At 61.9% G+C, this 15,267-nt stretch carries 12 protein-coding genes; 1 reads left to right on the top strand and 11 read right to left on the bottom strand.

What is annotated here, in order from left to right; genetic code table 11:
- Window positions 1-329: 329 nt before the first annotated feature.
- A complete protein-coding gene (locus NCT05_RS36310) occupies window positions 330-1,277 on the bottom strand; it encodes a LysR family transcriptional regulator (RefSeq protein ID WP_250504727.1) in 948 nt (315 codons plus the stop codon).
- A 110-nt stretch (window positions 1,278-1,387) separates the two neighbouring features.
- On the opposite strand from NCT05_RS36310, the gene NCT05_RS36305 reads away from it, so the two are divergent.
- A complete protein-coding gene (locus NCT05_RS36305; protein ID WP_250504726.1) occupies window positions 1,388-2,395 on the top strand; it encodes a LysR substrate-binding domain-containing protein in 1,008 nt (335 codons plus the stop codon).
- 17 nt (window positions 2,396-2,412) lie between these two features.
- Here the strand turns inward: NCT05_RS36305 and NCT05_RS36300 are convergent, their stop codons facing one another.
- The 10 genes from NCT05_RS36300 to NCT05_RS36255 all read right to left on the bottom strand — a co-directional run bounded on the left by NCT05_RS36300 (window position 2,413) and on the right by NCT05_RS36255 (window position 14,694).
- On the bottom strand, window positions 2,413-3,924 hold the full coding sequence (locus NCT05_RS36300; RefSeq protein WP_250504725.1) for an FAD-dependent oxidoreductase: 1,512 nt from the start codon (window positions 3,922-3,924) through the stop codon (window positions 2,413-2,415).
- A 1-nt stretch (window position 3,925) separates the two neighbouring features.
- Window positions 3,926-4,627: an SDR family oxidoreductase gene (locus tag NCT05_RS36295; protein ID WP_250504724.1), complete on the bottom strand. Its 702-nt coding sequence runs from the start codon at window positions 4,625-4,627 to the stop codon at window positions 3,926-3,928.
- The gene (locus tag NCT05_RS36290) at window positions 4,624-5,586 is read right to left on the bottom strand and encodes an NAD-dependent epimerase/dehydratase family protein (protein ID WP_250504723.1); all 963 of its coding nucleotides are present in this window, start codon (window positions 5,584-5,586) and stop codon (window positions 4,624-4,626) included. Before NCT05_RS36290 ends, NCT05_RS36295 begins: the two co-directional genes overlap by 4 nt.
- A gap of 18 nt (window positions 5,587-5,604) precedes the next feature.
- Complete coding sequence (locus NCT05_RS36285; protein ID WP_250504722.1) at window positions 5,605-6,027, bottom strand: cupin domain-containing protein; 423 nt, start codon at window positions 6,025-6,027, stop codon at window positions 5,605-5,607.
- Between the two features lies 1 nt (window position 6,028).
- Window positions 6,029-6,946, bottom strand: coding sequence for an NAD-dependent epimerase/dehydratase family protein (locus NCT05_RS36280; protein WP_250504721.1), 918 nt, complete (start codon window positions 6,944-6,946; stop codon window positions 6,029-6,031).
- A complete protein-coding gene (locus NCT05_RS36275) occupies window positions 6,943-7,794 on the bottom strand; it encodes a sugar phosphate isomerase/epimerase family protein (protein ID WP_250504720.1) in 852 nt (283 codons plus the stop codon). Before NCT05_RS36275 ends, NCT05_RS36280 begins: the two co-directional genes overlap by 4 nt.
- Window positions 7,791-10,319: a branched-chain amino acid ABC transporter ATP-binding protein/permease gene (locus tag NCT05_RS36270; RefSeq protein ID WP_250504719.1), complete on the bottom strand. Its 2,529-nt coding sequence runs from the start codon at window positions 10,317-10,319 to the stop codon at window positions 7,791-7,793. Before NCT05_RS36270 ends, NCT05_RS36275 begins: the two co-directional genes overlap by 4 nt.
- Before the next feature lie 71 nt (window positions 10,320-10,390).
- On the bottom strand, window positions 10,391-11,260 hold the full coding sequence (locus NCT05_RS36265; RefSeq protein ID WP_250504718.1) for a branched-chain amino acid ABC transporter permease: 870 nt from the start codon (window positions 11,258-11,260) through the stop codon (window positions 10,391-10,393).
- Between the two features lie 205 nt (window positions 11,261-11,465).
- Window positions 11,466-13,244 carry a thiamine pyrophosphate-binding protein gene (locus NCT05_RS36260; RefSeq protein ID WP_250504717.1) on the bottom strand — a complete coding sequence of 593 codons (1,779 nt, stop codon included), beginning with the start codon at window positions 13,242-13,244 and terminating at the stop codon, window positions 11,466-11,468.
- A gap of 13 nt (window positions 13,245-13,257) precedes the next feature.
- Complete coding sequence (locus tag NCT05_RS36255; protein WP_250504716.1) at window positions 13,258-14,694, bottom strand: aldehyde dehydrogenase family protein; 1,437 nt, start codon at window positions 14,692-14,694, stop codon at window positions 13,258-13,260.
- Window positions 14,695-15,267 lie beyond the last annotated feature (573 nt).

Genomic DNA, 15,267 nt, shown 5'->3' with positions numbered 1-15,267 from the left:
TGGCACACGATTTCAATAACGTCCTGCAGGTGCTACGGGGAAACCTGGAACTGCTCGAAAATCGATACGGACGGGACTTTGCGTTTGGCAAAGCTACGGATCGTCGGGGCAACACAGCAGGCATCCGTCGGTTTATGTGCCCGGTCGATTTTGCACATCGATCGGATAGTGTGGGTCCCGCGTGCAGCGCAGATTGTCCGTTGCATCTCGTTTCCGCCGCGCCAATCTCGCGGCGCGGCTTCCAGAATGAGCACGCTCGCGCCCGCCTCAAGCGCCGTCAACGCAGCATACAAGTGCGGCAATGCCACCTCCGTCTACAAGCATGTCGTTCAGGTTTCTTCGTACCCTGCGTTCAGTTCGTGATTCGTGGTGCCGAGCCAACGCCCGGCCTGCGTCAGCTCGCGCGCGACATCGTGGATGACCACGCGCGCCGCCAGCGCCGCCGGTGAAAGGTCGTCGACGCCCTGAGACGCAATCATTGTCAGGCGGCGTGCATCGTTATCCGCGATTAACAGCGCGCGAAGACTACGCCCCGGCTCGCGGCTCGCGACGCTGCCCGGTTGCAGCGTCGCGCCAAGTCCCGAGCACACGGCATCCATCAGCAAGGCGAGTCCGTCGATTTCAAATACGACGTTCGGGCGCACCCCTGCGCGCCTGAACGCCAGATCGAGCAGCGAACGCAGACCGTGCGATCCGCTCGGCATCACCAGTGGCAAGCCGCCTATCTCGGCAAGACTTACGGTGTCCGTCTGCGGAAAGCCCGGCATGCCTTCGCGGCCGATCAGATAGACGCGCTCGTCGATCAGCGGTGACAGACGCCAGCGCCGCGTCGCGTTAGTGCGTGCGACCAGTGCGAGATCGAGCTGGCGCGCATCGAGCATGGCTGCCAGATGACCGGACAGCGCCTCGACCAGATGCACGCATAATTCGGGGTGGCGCTCGCGCATCGCGGAAAGGAAAGGCACGCCTAGCACCGCCGCGGTGCTGGGCGGCAGACCGACACTGACGTGCCCGACGAGACGCTGGCGGCGCGCTGCCTCCACGGCATCGACGGCATGCTGCAAGGTGAGTTGCGCGTGACGCAGAAAGGCAAAACCGGCATCGGTCGGAATCAGGCCGTTGCGCGTGCGACGAAAGAGTTGCGTCGCGAGTTGCGCTTCCAGTCGATCCAGGTCGTGTGTGAAGGCGCCCGTTGCAATTCCCAATTCCGCAGCAGCCCGTCTTATACTGCCTAGCTCAACCGCCCGGACGAAATAACGCAGTTGCCGCAGTTCGATTGGCAACGCTGCCTCATCCTCACTTGCAAAAGCCTCGCTTGCAATCGACATGGGTTACGTCCAATAAAGGAGACAAGCGGTGCGCGGTTCGCGCCGCCCAGGGGTCATACATGGACATGCGTCAATTGAAGTACTTCGTGCAGATCGTCGAGAGCGGTAGCTTGTCGAAAGCCTCGCGGCAACTGTTCATCGCGCAGCCTGCGCTCAGTCAGCAGATGACGCGGCTCGAAGACGAAGTCGGCAAGCCGCTGCTCGTGCGCTCGTCGCGTGGCGTGAAGCCGACCGACAACGGCGAGGCGCTTTATCATCACGCGCGCTTCATTCTGCGCCAGCTCGATCAGGCCGTGTCTGTGGCGCGGCGAGATCATTCCAACGTCAGCGGCCGCGTGAATCTGGGCATGGCGCCGACGACCGTTTGCGCCATCGGCCTGCCGCTCATCAAGCATCTGAATGCAAAATATCCGGGCATCACGCTGAACGTCGTCGAGGCGCTGTCCGGGCATCTCGAACACATGACGCGGCTCGGCGAACTCGATCTCGCGATTCTCTTCAGCACGACCGCCGCGCTCGATCTGACGGTCGAAGCGCTGCTGGAGGAAGAGTTGTTCATGATCCTGCCGCATGACAGCACGATGCATCCGTTGAACCGGCGCGACATCACACTGGCCGAACTGGCGAAGCTTCCCCTCATTCTGCCGAGTCCCGGACACGGGTTGCGCCGCCGCATCACGCTGGAATTCGACCGGGTGAATCTGACCGTCGACGCCGTCGCGGAAATCGATTCCCTGCCGCTCTTGATGCGTTGCGTGGCGGATCGCATCGGCGTGACGATCAAGCCGATGGCGGCCGTCTATGCGTTGCAGAATGCGCCGGAACAATGGCGCTGCGTGCGCATTTCGGATGCGCAGATGGTGCGGCGCAATTACCTGTACGCACTCGCGCCGGAGAAGCTGTCGCACGCAGCGGCGATCGTGCGTGACGAGTTGAAGTACATCACGCGCGTGCTGATCGAAACCGATGCATGGCAAGGCGTACGTTTGATTGCGCCGGGTGAAGTGCCCGAGCTGAACAACACCGACCCCGAATTCGATGACGAAGCGACGCATCACGAAGCCTAATTGTTTCTTCATCTTGCTCATGCGATGGATTTTTCTTTAGTGACGCCATCGCGTGCGGCTTGCGCCGCGAACCGCCCGGCACGTCGTCCCGATGCAAAAGCCCACGCCAGATGATGGCCGTGGCCTTTCAGCAGCAAGCCGCCCTGCCCCGTCGATCCGGCGGCACGCAGGCCCGCAATCGGCGAATGGTTGGCATCGAGTACGCGATGTTGTTCATCGACCTTTAAGCCGCCTTCCGCATGCACGAATACCGCCCGTACCGGCCCGAGCGCGACGAACGGCGCTTGTGAGAGCGCTTTCGCGGAACCAATGCTCGCAGCCAGCGCTTGAGCATTCATGCCGGTGACAGCAGCCAGCCTTTCCACGGACTCCGCCTCATGATATACATCCGGCCGATTACGCTTGTAATCCTCGAGATACGCATACGCGACGCCTGGCGCTGTCGAGATGAAATGCGGCCACGCGGCATAGCGCTTCGCGATGCGCGCATCGATCACGATATAGCCCACGCCCTCCGGCTGATCCGGCAAACGATACGCGGGCCGGTCGGTTTCATCGCCGAACCGCTCGCCACGTGCGTTGACGAGAATCGCGCCGGCGTCAAACAACGTAAGAGATGGCGCTAACGCGGTCGTTAGGAACTTCATCAGAAACGGGCGTAGGATCGCGTCGGGCAGATGCTTCATCGACCATTGCATGACGGCGGCGAGCGTGCGCCACGGCGGCAGCCGCCGCACGAAATTCTCTTTCGCGGGCGCGATGAACCGTATCTCCGGACCCAGCGCGAGATCACCATTGACGATTCGTGCGCCCAACTCTTCAGCCATGCGCTGACCGTCGCCTGTGGCCGTCACGTTGACAGCGGACACTTTCGCTTCCTGCTGGCCCATGAAGCGCGCTTTCAGTTCGGGACTGTTGGTGAAATCGCCTGCGGCGAGGATCACGCCGCCCTTCGCATCGATACGCTTAGTTGTGCCTTCCTGTTCGAACATCACGCCACGAACAGCATCGCCTTCGCGCACGAGCTTGGTCACGCACGCACGCACGCGCATATCCACGCCCGCACGCTTCGCGCGCCGCGTCAGGTGATAGATGAACGAGCGCGAATTCGGCAGCACGTTATGCATGCGCGGCACGCGATGCGGCGGTTCCGGCATAGGTCCCATGAAGCGCACGCCGCTGTCTAGCAGCCATTGGAAGGTGCTGGGCATCGCATCGCAGAGAATGCGGCGCAGTGCGTCGTTGTCTCGCGGCGCAAGATCGCCCGCGAAACCGGGCATATCTTCCCAGTGCGCCAGGGGCGTATCGTCGATGCCTTGCGCCCGTTGATGCGGCGTCTGCGAAGCACTGACCGAGCCGATCGACCACGATGTCGATCCACCGGGCGCGTCGTTTTTTTCCAGAAGCACGGTACGCGCGCCCGCCTCTGCGGCTTCGATCGCTGCAGCGAGCCCCGCGCCGCCACCGCCGACGACGAGCACATCGACGGTCTCGTCAGCGCGCGGATTAACACGATTGCGTGTCAGCATGTCAGATCAGGCCGCCGTTGGTCTGCACGACTTGTCCATCGACCCAGGACGCCTTGTCGGACAGCAGGAACGCAACGACCTCCGCCACTTCATGCGGCTGGCCGATGCGGTTCAACGGGCTCATCGCGGCGGAGCGCGCTTTGGCTTCGTCGGTCTTGCCTGCGCGGAACAGGTCAGTATCGACAGGACCGGGCGCGACTGCGTTCACTCGAATCTGGCGTGCAGCGAGTTCCTTCGACATGGAACGCACCAGACATTCGACGGCAGCCTTCGACGCGCTATACGGCCCGACACCCGGGACCGCATGCCGCACGAGCGACGTAGTCAGCGCGACGATCGCGCCGCCGTCCGTCACTTCACGCGCCGCTGCACGCAGCACATTGAACGCGCCGACGACATTCACCTCGACGAGACTGCGAAACGCCTCATCCGTAAATTGTGCGACCGGCGCGGGCGGCACGTTGATGCCTGCATTGGCGACCACTGCATTGACACTGCGTCCGAAGTGTTCCTTCACGCGTTCGAAGACCTTATCGACGGCGCCTGCGTCGCGGATATCGACGGCGTAGGCACTTGCGCCATCGAGCGTCACCGCTTCACTCGTATAAGTCAACGCGACGTCCGACCCGCTCTTCAGAAGGGCGTCGACACACGCCGCGCCGATGCCGCGCGATCCGCCGAATACGAGAGTCAAAGGTTTCATCGCTGTTCTCCTATTACTTTGCGCGTTTCTTCAATGGTCGCTTCGATGCCGCGCTGCAAGTCGTATTTCGGCTCGTAGCCGAGTTCGGTGCGCGCCCGCGTGATATCGAGTGCGCCCTTGGTCGCGCTCAGCACCGCGCCGCCATGCCTGTATGGCCCGCGGCTGCCGACGCTGATACGCGCGCCAGGAATCGCACGGTTCACGGCTTCGGCCACATCGGCGATGGTCGGGGCAACGCCCGTCGCTACGTTGTAGCTCTCGTAGCGATGGTTTTCTTTATCGAGCGCGAGGAGAATGCCCGCAACCGTATCCGCGATATAGACCTGATCTACTGCGAGATCTGCGCCGTCATCGAGATGGTGCGCCTCACCGCGCAATGCCGCTTCGACGAAAGTACGCGGCACGCGCAGACGCGGCAGATGCGGCCCATACACCCAGCAGGTCCGCACGTTGATGCATTCCAGCCCGTGATCGTGCGAATACGCACGGCCGAAATGTTCGACAGCGAGTTTCGTCGCGCCATACACGCTCACCGGCTTTTGCGGGTGTTCCTCGTCCACGACCGCCGTTAGAAAATCGCCATACGTCTCTTCCGTGCTCACGTGAACGACGCGCTTCGCGCCGGACAGGCGCATTGCTTCAAAGAGATTGATCGAGCCCTCCACATTGACGCGGTTGGCTTTCAGCGGGATCTCAGCGCACTGCATGACGCCGACGATCGCGGCAGCATGAACGACGGCGTCCGGATGATGCTCGCTGAACAGACGTAACACCTGCGGCCATTCGCACAGATCGGCTGCAACGGGCGTGACCTGTTCCCTGTGACGCGATGCCAACGCGTGCAACGCCGGGCCGACAACGATGTCCGTCGCGATCACGGCATCGCCCCTGGCGACCAGCGTCTTCACGATTTCAGCACCGAGCCAACCGCTTGCACCTGTGACAAGAATCTTCTTCATTTAACATCCTTTCTAAATTCAACGTGGTGTCGGTTCTTCGTCCGTCGGCGGGCTGGTGATGACGAGAAACACCAGCGTGTCGGTGCCGGTACAATGAAAATCATGTTCGACGCCCGGCGGAATGTACGTCACGTCGTTGGCACGCACGAGACGGCGTTCTCCGTCGACGGTCAACACGCCTTCGCCCGACAGCACGTGATAGATCTGCTCCTGTACCTTGTGCGAATGCATTTGGACGTACGCGCCCGGCTCGTAGCACGAGATGCGATGGTCGAAGAACCGGCTGCCCGTGGTGTCCGGTGTCACGATCGCCTTCGACAACGCCTGCTCGAAGTGACCGGGGTATTGAATCCAGCGCAGTTCAGCAAGATTGCGCGTCACGGCCTGCTTTTCTTTCGCCGCGTTCTTGAAGTGCGTTTCTGTGGGGATGATGGTCGCCATATCAGTTCTCGAAACCGGGAAGACCGGTAAGTAAATGCCGCAAGTCGTACTCGGGCACGAAGCCCAGACGTTCCTTCGCATGCGTCAGGTCGTAGAGCGGCGCAAACGGATTGCGGCAGTAGTAGTCGGGATCGCGTATTTCGACGGCATGGCCGTGCATGCGTTTGATGCGATCGATGGTCGGCTCGGGCGCGAGCGTCACGCTCGACGACAAATAGAAACAATCGAATTCGCCGGCCTGCATCGGCAGTTCGAGTGCGAGGCGGAAGGCGCGCGCCAGATCGCGTGCATCGATATGGTGATGCAGTGGCCCGCCGCCCGCCGTCGATGGTCCGCCGACCGCGGGCGCCGTGTAGTTCGTCGGATCCTTGGCGCGCGCGACGATCTCGCCTTCCATCTCTGGATACGCGACGAACACCGTGCGCAGCGCGAGCACCGACATGCCGCGCATAGAATAAGCACGCGCGAGGTCTTCGCCGAGCACCTTGCTCACCGCATACGGATCAGTAGCCTGCAACGGATGGTCGAGGTCGAGCGGCGCGTATAGCGGCGGCGGCATCTTGCCTTCGCGCACTGTGTATCCCGCGACCGAGTCGCTGGAGCAAAACACTACGCGTCGAATGCCTTCGGCTTCGGCCGCATTGAATACGGTGTAGGTGCCTTGCACGTTCACGCGCATGATCGTTGCGCCGTCTCCGGACCAGATGTTCGGCACCGCCGCCATATGCAGCACGGCATATATGCCTTGCATTGCGCGCCTGACGGCTTCGGCATCGGTGACGTCGGCGACGGTCCATTCGATATCTGCCTTGCCCGCCTGGCGGTCGAAGCCGCGCACGTCGTAGCCGTGCTGAAGCAGTTCATCTACGACGAAGCGACCCAGCAAACCGCCCGCGCCGGTCACGAGAATGCGGCTCATGCGCGCTGCTCCTGCTCTTCAAGCGATGAAAAGCCGAGCGCTTCGATCGCGCGATGGCTGCGCACAATGGCCGCTTCCGGTTCGGATGAAATGATTTCGAGCATGCAGGTTCCCTTGTATTGAATGTCGTCGAGCGCGGCGCGCACATCGGCGAAAGGCACATCGCCTAGGCCGATTTCGTCGTGGCGCCAGACCTGTTGCGTGGTATCGGAGAGGTGAACGAGACTGACGAGTTCGCCGAGCGAGCGCAGTCCTTCCGCGGGCGATTCGCCGATGAAATACGCATTCGCTGCGTCATAGCAAACTGACAGCTCCGGCGCTGCATAGCTGCGCACGAACGCGCCCAGCGTCTTCGCATCTGGGAACGATGCGAACGGCACGTTCTCCAAGACGAGCTTCACGCCGCGCTTCTTTGCGTGCGCAACGAGCGGATCGAGCCCCTCGCGCATCCATGCTTCGCGTAATGCTTGCGTCGGTGGCAACAGCGGACTCATGCGTCCCGGCACGATGACGAGATAGGTCGCGTCCAGATCGGCGGCGAGATCTATCGAGTCGATGAACACCTGCACTGAGTATTCGCGCATGCGGCGCATGGAGGACGCGAGGTTGTGATCGAGACTCGGAACGTTCAGCGAGCGGATCGTCACGCCTTCTCTCGCGCATGCTGCGGCGAAGCGCTTACGGTCATCAGCGGTGAATGCATCGAGCGGAAGATGTGGCGGACTCAAGAGCAACTCGAATTCGCGGTAACCGGTTTCCGCGAGCTGCATCACGCATTCGGGCGCGGGCGTCGTCCACAGATAACTGTATGTATTGACGCCGATCGGGTTATTGAGCCGTTGCGTCATGCTGTTCTCTTGGCCAGAAGTTCCTCTGTGTCGCCTGCGCTCACGCCCAGCAGGCGTTCCTGCAGCGCGGTGTCGGCGGCCAGCACGCTTGCTTCGCCACCAAATGCGACCCGGCCGTTCACCAGCACGTACGCGCGATTCGCCATGTTCAGCACCGATTCCGCGTGATGCTCGACAATGACCAGACTCGCGCGCGTCGTGATCTTCTTCACCGCTTCGCGCACTTCGTGCACGACGGCGGGCGCGAGACCCTCGAACGGTTCATCGAGCAAGATCAGGCGGCTTGGCACCATCAATGCCCGCGCGATCGCCACCATCTGACGCTCGCCGCCCGACAGGTTGGCGGCGCGTGAACGCATCAGCACACGCAGTTTCGGGAACAGGTCGCAAATCTCGTCGAGCGGTGCGCCGCCCGCGCGTGCGCCAAGCTTGAGGTTGTCCTGCACGGTCAGGTTCGGGAACAGGCGGCGTCCTTCCGGCACGAGCGACACACCCAGACGATTGATGAGATCGGGGCGCATGGTGCTGACGTCGTTGCCATCGAAGACCACGCGGCCCGCACTGGGGTGAACGGTCCCGGTGATCGTGCGCAGCATCGTCGTCTTGCCAACGCCGTTGCGGCCGAGCAGCGCCACCACTTCGCCCGCGTTAACGGTCAGATCGACGCTTTCCAGCACTGTGCCGCCGCCGTAGCCTGCGCTGACATTCTCCAGTTTCAAAAGGACGCGGCCTGCGGGGCTGGCTTCCTTCGCATCGTTTGCAGCGCCTGCGACTTCGACCACGGCATGCGCGCCGGCATCGCCGAGATAGGCACTGACCACTTGAGGATTGCGCGCGACATCGGCGGGCAGGCCGTCCGCGATCAAACGTCCCTGATGCAGCACCGTGATGCGATCCGACATCGCCAGCACGCGGTCGATATCATGTTCGATCAGCAGCACCGCATGCGATGCCGCCAGCCGCCGGATCAGCGCCGCCACCACTTTCCGGTCCGATTCCGCCAGGCCCGCGAGCGGTTCATCCAGCAGCAGCAGCTTCGCGCTGGTAGCGAGCGTCATGGCGATTTCCAGCAGGCGCATTTCTCCGTGCGAAAGTTCCGCGCACATATCGGCGGCGCGGTCCGCGAGACCGACCGCATCGAGCAAAGACCAAACGCGCTCGTTGGCCTCGTCGTTCGTGTAGGCATCGCGCCAGAAGCCGCGCCATTGCTCGCGCGAGGCCTGCACCGCGATCCGCACGTTCTCGAACGCCGACAGATTGGGGAACACGCTGAGAATCTGGAACGAGCGCGCCAGACCCAGACGTGCGCGCTTGTGCGCCTGCATCCGCGTAATGTCCTTGCCTTCGAAAACGATGCGCCCGCCATCGGGCAAGATGAAGCCCGTCAGAATATTGAAGAACGTCGTCTTGCCCGCCCCGTTCGGCCCGATGAAGCTGTGCAACTGGTTACGCTTCACTTCAAGCGAAATGCCGTCCTGCGTGACGATGGAACCGAAGCGCTTCGAGAGACCATCGACGGACAATACGGGCTTTGCGACATCGCCACCGGCATCCGCGGGACGATACGGCGTAATGCGCGCCGGACGCGCCGGAATGGTGTCGCGCGTGAGCGTCCACGGCGAGCGCTTGCCAAAGCGGCGCAGAAAGCCCTGAATGCCTTCCGGCGACAGCAGCGCCATGATGATGATCACCGGCGCAAAGAACAGCCACCAGTTCTCCGTGATCGCGCTTAGCCGGTCTTCAAGGATGATGAACGTAATCGCGCCCCACAGCGGCCCGAGGAACTGATGCACGCCACCGAGCACGGACATCAGCACCGGATCGCCCGCGTGCGCCCAGTTAAGGTTGTTGGCGTACACGCCTTGTAGCAGCAGCGCCATCAACCCGCCCGCCACGCCAATAGTTCCGCCTGCCATCACGAGCGCGATCAGCCGCGTCGAATAGACGTCGTAGCCGAGGCTCGTCACGCGCTGTTCGTTGTCGCGCAGTGCCTGCATCAGACGGCCGAACGGCGCGTGCGCCACGCGCCACAGCATCCACGACAGCGCGAGCACCACGACAAGCGTGAAAACATGAAACGACAGCGCCGAAGGAAACAGCGGACGCGCGATGTTCTGCAGGCCGTTTTCGCCGCCCGTGACCGTCGTCCACTTGTATGCGACTTCGAACGCGATCTGCGAGCATGCGAGCGTCAGCAGCGAGAAGTACAAGCCCTTGCGTCGCAAGATCAACGCGCCGATCACGAACGCGAGCAGCAAGGAGAACACGCCCGCGACGAGCACGCCGCCGATCTCGTTGCCGCCGTATGCGCCGAATCCGATTGCCAGCGCATAGCTCGAACAACCGAAGAAGAACGACGCACCGAACGGCACGAGCCCCAGATAGCCGATGAGAAAATTCGTGCCCATCGCGTACAGCGTATAAATCGCAATCTGCGTGATGCGGTCGATCGGCATGCCGAGGGCCAGCGACACGCCCGATATAGCGATGAGCACGAGGGCCATCAGCAAGATCGGATGACGCATCGGCCGAATCTTCGCGACTTGAGCGCTGTGGGACGACGCGTTATCAGCGGAGACAGTATGTGTGCGCAGGTTCATTCGAAGCGCTCCCATTGTTCACCGAACAGACCGCGCGGACGCAACAGCATCACGAGGAACATCAGCGCGTACATAGATGCAGCGGCTGCATCAGGTTGAAATTGAATCGTGATGGAGGTGACGATACCGACCGCCAGCCCCGCCACCACCGCGCCGAGAAAAGAGCCCAGCCCGCCGATCGCCACCACAACGAACGCTGGCATGATCGCGTTGGCGGACATCGACGGAGACACGGTCCACAGCGGCGCGGCAAGCACGCCAGCAATCGCCGCGAGCGCGCAGCCCAGACCGAACACGCCCGTCAGCACGCGCGGTAGATTGATGCCGAGCAACTCGACCATTTCCGGATCGCGGCTGCCGGCGCGCAGGATGCGGCCATACGGCGTGAAAGCGAGAAACGCGGCGAGCCCGCCGAGCGTGGCGACCGTCGCCACAAGCACCGCCACGCGATACTTCGTGATCAGCAGCGGCCCCGCTTCAACAATGCCGTTGAGGAATATCGGCGGATTGAACGGCTTGCCGTCTGCGCCCCAGAAGAAGCGAATGAGCGCTTCAATCAGCAAGGCGAGCGCGAAGGTGACGATGAGGCTCGACAAGGGCTCCTTGCCGTACAGCCTTCGAATGACGACGGCTTCAACGACCATCCCTATCACGCCGACGACGACCGGCGCAAAAATGACGGCGGGCCAGCCGAACATCTGAAAAAGCTGATACGCGACGTAGGCCCCGAGCGCAAAGAACGCACCGTGGGCGAAGTTAATGACGCCGAGCAAGCCGAATGTGATGGACAGCCCCACGGCAATGAGCACGTAGACAAAGCCCAGCACGAGGCCGTTGGCGGATTGGGATATGAGCGATTCGAACATGATTACCTCTGATTCGTGCACGCGATGCCGTCAAAGCGGCGGCATTGTGCAAGCAAAAGCGATGGATGAACGAAGCCCTGTCCGTCCGCGCGGAGTGCGGAAAGTCATGTGTGTCTCCTGTTTCTAGGGAGACGCCGCGCGATTTTTTATCGCTTATGTGCGGCGTCATGGAGCCTTGATGCTGCTGCTCTCTCGTATCAGGCCGTCATGCGATAAACGGCTTGCCGTAAATCGGCTCTTTATAGGGAATGGGCGGCAGTTGCCACGTACCGGTCGATGGCGGGCGCACTTCCGCATCGACGTGCACGTCGATCACGCACGGACGCCGGTTTGCAATCGCCTGCTCGATCGCGCCGCCCAGATCTTGGGGGCGCGTCACTGTCACGCCGTCCGCGCCGCATGCGCGCGCCCACGCCGCGAAGTCCGGGTTGTAACGCTCTCCGGTCTGGCCTTTGTAGAACGCGGTGCCGATCTCGCGGCCATCGAACAAGCCATATTGCAAATCGCGGATCGCGCCCCACGCAAAGTTGTTCCAGATGACCCACACGCACGGCAGGTTGTATTCGACGGCGGTACACAAGACGTACGGTGTCATTGTGAAGCCACCGTCGCCGACGACAGCGACACAGGGACGGTCCGGCGCCGCGAGTTGCGCGCCGAGAATGCCGCACACGCCGAAGCCCATCGACGAATAACCCCAGCTATTAAGCATGCTTTGCGGGCGCTTCGGTTTCCAGAACTGCATGAACCAGTTGTGATGCACGCCGGAATCCAGCGACAGGATCAGGTCGTCGGGCAGCGTCTTCTGCAATGTGCCGACGACGAATTCGGGCCGCAGCGGCGAGGTTGAGTCGCCGAAATGCGGCTGCACGAAGGCTTCCCACTGACGCACCCAGCCCTGCACTTCGTCGGCCCACGCGGCGTAGCGTTTCGTAGCGATATCGTTGCGCGAATCAAGCGCGTTCAGCAATTGCCGCGTGAACACTTTCGCGTCTGCCGCAATGCCGATATCCGTCGCATAGTTGCGGCCAAGCTCTTGGGGATCGATATCGACATGCACGAGCTTCGTCGTCGGGAAGTTCCACGAGTAGCCGGGATGCCAGCTAGACGATGAACGATCGTCGAAGCGTGTGCCGATGGTTAGCACGAGGTCCGCGTGACGCCCCGCTTCATTCGCCGGAAATGCGCCATTGCGCCCGATGAAACCGAGCGTGAGCACATCGTTGGCTGGCACCGCGCCCATGCCGTTCGGCGAAGTAATGACTGGAATGCGCAGCTTCTGCTGCAACTCGGTGATCTCAGGTCCGGCTTCGGCCAGCGTCGCGCCGTGGCCGATGAAAAGCACCGGCTTGCGTGCCGATGCCATCAGTTCGACGACAGCGGCGATATCGGCATCGCTTGCACCGGGCCGCACCCGGCGGTCCAGATGCGATGCGGGCGGCAGTTGCACGTCCGCTTCTTCCTGGAACACGTTATAAGGAATGTCGAGATTCACGGGGCCCGGACGGCCGGTGACCATGGTGTCCATTGCCTGACGCAGAGCGAGCGGCAGCATATCGACACGTGTCGGCTGGAATGCGCGTTTCACGACGGGGCGCATGACCTGCGCGAAATCCGCCTGATTGTGCTTGTACAACTCCTGAAACGGCCCGCGATTGTGCTGCGAAGTGGGCACGTTCGCGGTGATAGCCATGAACGCCGACGAGTCCGACAATGCGGTTGCCAGCGACATCACCATGTTGGCGGAGCCGGGTCCGGTTGACGTCAGGGTCGCCACGGGGCGATGCTTCACGCGATAGTACGCATCGGCCATATGGCCCGCGCACTGCTCGTGGCGCGGCGAAATCAGTTGCAGCTTGTCGCGCACGTCGTAGAGGGCATCGAGAATGCCGACATTGCCGTGTCCGCAGATCCCGAACACGTACGGCACTTTCTCTTTCACCAGCGTCTCGGCGATCAGTCGACCGCCTTTCATCATCGGCATTGCATCGTCCCCTTCATGTACTCAGCGTAATCAGGCGTTCTTCGCTCATTTCCCGCACCGCGTAGTGCGGGCCTTCACGGCCGAAGCCGGAGTCCTTGCTGCCGCCGTACGGCATCAGGTCGACTCGCGAACTCGATGTTTCATTAATGTGCACGCCGCCCACATGCAGCCTGCGCGCAGCCTCGAACGCGCCGTCGAGGCGGTTGGTGAACAGTCCCGTCGCCAGACCGAACGGCGTGGCGTTGACCCGATCGATGGCTTCGTCGAGCGTATCGAAAGGCACCAGCGACATGACCGGGCCGAAGACTTCGTTGCAGCTTACCTGCGCATCCGCATTCACGTCGATGAGCAGAGTCGGCGGAATCACCGCGCCTTCGCGCGTGCCGCCTGCAAGCCTGCGCGCGCCGCGTGACACGGCGTCGTCGATCCAGCGCTCGATGCGCTCCGCCGATGCCACGCTGATCACCGGCCCGACGAGCGTCGCCGGATCGCGCGGATCGCCGTAGCGCAGTTCGCTCACGAGTTGTGCCAACCGCGTCTCCACTTCGCCGATGCGCTTGCGATGCACCAACAACATTTGAATCGACGTACATACTTGCCCTGCCTTGCGGAAACCGGCGGCGACGATCTTGGGCAACGCGGCATCGAGATTGGCGTCGTCATCGACGATGGTGAACGCGATACTGCCCAGCTCCATCTGCGTGCGCCGCAAGCCCACGCGCTGCTGAATGGAGCGGCCCACTTCCGTGCTGCCAGTGAATGCGAAGAAGCGCACGTCGGGTTCATCAATCAGCCAGTTGGCGACGTCCGCGCCGCCGTGCACCACGTTGATGAGTCCCGCAGGCAGGCCCGCTTCGATCAGGCAAGCGGCCATGATATTGCCAGTCGTCGGAGTATGCGTCGATGGCTTCAGCACGACGGCATTGCCCGCTGCGATGGCCGGCGCGACCTTGTGCGCGACCGTGTTGAGCGGCGCATTGAAAGGCGTGATCGCGCAAACGACACCGAGCGGCACCCGCAACGTGAAGCCGATGCGCCCTTTCTGCTGGGGCGCGCCATCGAGCGGAATCATCTCGCCCGCGAGACGGCGCGCTTCTTCGCCCGACAGTTTGAACGTCTGCAAGCAGCGCTTGATCTCGCCTTGCGCGTCCGTCTGCGTGAAGCCGCCTTCTGTCTGCAACGCGGCGATGAGCTGCGGTGTATCGCGCTCCAGCAATGCCGCGGCGCGCTCGAGAATCGCGCCGCGTTCGTGCGGCGTCAGCGAGGACGTTATATAGGCTCGATGCGCCGCCTCCACTGCCTCACGCGCCTGTTCACGCGATGCAACATGAAGGCTCGCTGCGGGTACGAGCCGGTATTTGTCCAGCACTGCCATGCGGTCGCCGCCGTCGGCCCATTGACCGTCGATCAGTAATCGAATTTCGGGCAGCGCGCTTTGTGTTTCGGTCATCGGAATAGGCTCCATACGATAGAGCGCAGTGTAGGACCGTAGCCCTGCGGACAAAACTACTGTTTTCTGAGAGCGCCTATACGTGCAGCTTATGGCATCGTTCAAAGGCTTGGCTCATATGCGCGAGAGCGTAGGGACGCGCTACAAAATGTATGGATACTCGGTATTTCTCCCGATGCGCCTCTCCTCGATACCATGTGCGCGAGTGCGACGGATATCGGCTTGCTATGCCGAGATCGTGCATCTGTGCGAAGCCGATGCAAACGCGAATGCATCGTTCAATATCCCCAATGGTGATGTCTTCAACTAGTCGAACCCGTGGCCGCGCGTGGCAAATGCGATCGGGCGAGAGTATGGGGACGTCGCAGCACTATTCGCTGCTCGAAACCATGGCAGACAAGGAGCCCAGTTTGGCAGCGCATCGTGAAAAAACACTGCTTGCGGGAATTCGCGTTGAAGATCTCGTCGCGTGGAATTACGGTGACTTTCACTTCAACTAGTACGACATCCCCTAAATAGCTTGATTAAATAATTGTCTTGGCTATCATTTCGAAATGAGCCAAGGTCGTCATG

The sequence above is a fragment of the Caballeronia sp. AZ7_KS35 genome, from assembly GCF_023631045.1.
GTDB lineage: Bacteria > Pseudomonadota > Gammaproteobacteria > Burkholderiales > Burkholderiaceae > Caballeronia > Caballeronia zhejiangensis.
This window is presented reverse-complemented; position numbering and strand designations above follow the sequence as displayed.